Below are 1392 nucleotides of genomic sequence, written 5' to 3'. Positions count from 1 at the left end.
GTAATGCCAGTCAGTTAAGCAAATATTAGAAAAATGTAGTAAAAATGAGTGTATGTAAATACGCTCATTTTTTTATGTCTTTATCTGAACATTTAGAATCCACTCTTGAACATGCTCTCCCATCACTCAACCATTTTTGTGAACTTATTGATTTAAATTGGATTGAAACAAGCCTGCATCAAACAGGTAAGGCATCGATCAGAAGGAGAAAATTACCTGCTGAGCACGTGGTTTGGCTTGTTCTTGGGCTTGCCTTGTTTCGCAATCAACCCATCAGCTATGTGGTAGAACAATTAAAACTCGTGTTTGGTACAACAGATTATTGTGTTCCTAGTGCAGCTGTCCAAGCTCGACAACGTTTAGGTCGAGAACCCTTAGCTGCCTTATTCTCCTTAATCAGCCAAGCATGGTTTGATGAATCACAACAACAATATTCAACCTTTCAAGGTCTTAGTGTATGTGCTGTTGACGGGGTGGTTTGGTCTATGCCACTGACCAAGGAGAATTTTAATCATTTTGGCTCATCTAAAGGTAAAACTGCTGTAGCACCTTACCCACAAGTTAGAGCCACGTGTCTAGTGAATACCAATACTCATGAAATCATAGATGCCCAAATAGGCAGTATGGATCAAGGTGAACTCACATTAGCAAATCAATTATCTCCTCCAGCACAAAGTATTACTTTGTTTGATCGAGCTTATTTCTCTGCTGATTTTTTAATAGGCTGGCAAACACGTGGAGAATCAAGCCATTGGCTTATGCGAGCTAAAGATAATTTACGTTATGACATAATTAAACGGAATTCCCCACATGATTTTCATATCAGGATGCCAATATCAGCAAGAGCCAAAAAACTTAATCCAGCATTAGGAGATTACTGGGAAGCACGTTTAATTGAAGTTGAGCAGGCAGGAAAAATCCGCCGTTATATCACTTCATTATTAGATTCAAAGACATATCCAGCTCGAACTTTAGCAAAGTTATATGCTCAACGTTGGGAGATAGAGATGTGTTACCGAGAAATTAAAAGCAATTTACAGGAAGGTAAGCACTTAAGGAGCAAACAGCCAGACTTAATTTATCAAGAATTATGGGGTGTCTTGATTGCTTATAATGTTCTAAGAAGACAAATGAAATATATGGCTCAACGTGCCAAAGTAAGCCCGTTGAGGATCAGTTTTCATATTGCATCTATTACCCTTCTTAATTTACTCAGATTCGACTCTTTGGCTTCTGCAGGTAATCTACCCAAACATCTGGAAAGTTTAATGGAGAAATCTGATAGATATGTTTTACCTGAGAGACGGATGAGGAGTTACCCAAGAGTTGTAAAAGGAAAACCTCAAAAATACCCAAGAAAAAGCCAGTCAATCTCTTAACTGACTGGCATTA

Annotated in this window: 1 protein-coding gene; it reads left to right on the top strand. The window is 38.4% G+C overall.

The window, feature by feature from the left end; all coding sequences use genetic code 11:
* The first annotated feature begins 74 nt into the window (after positions 1-74).
* Positions 75-1379: an IS4 family transposase gene (locus FTU69_RS14645; RefSeq protein ID WP_180104105.1), complete on the top strand. Its 1305-nt coding sequence runs from the start codon at positions 75-77 to the stop codon at positions 1377-1379.
* Positions 1380-1392: the final 13 nt, after the last annotated feature.

Source organism: Acinetobacter sp. YH12134, assembly GCF_013418555.1.
GTDB classification, from domain to species: Bacteria; Pseudomonadota; Gammaproteobacteria; order Pseudomonadales; family Moraxellaceae; genus Acinetobacter; species Acinetobacter indicus.
The sequence above is the reverse complement of the archived record's forward strand: the minus strand, read 5'-3'. Positions and strand labels throughout refer to the sequence as shown.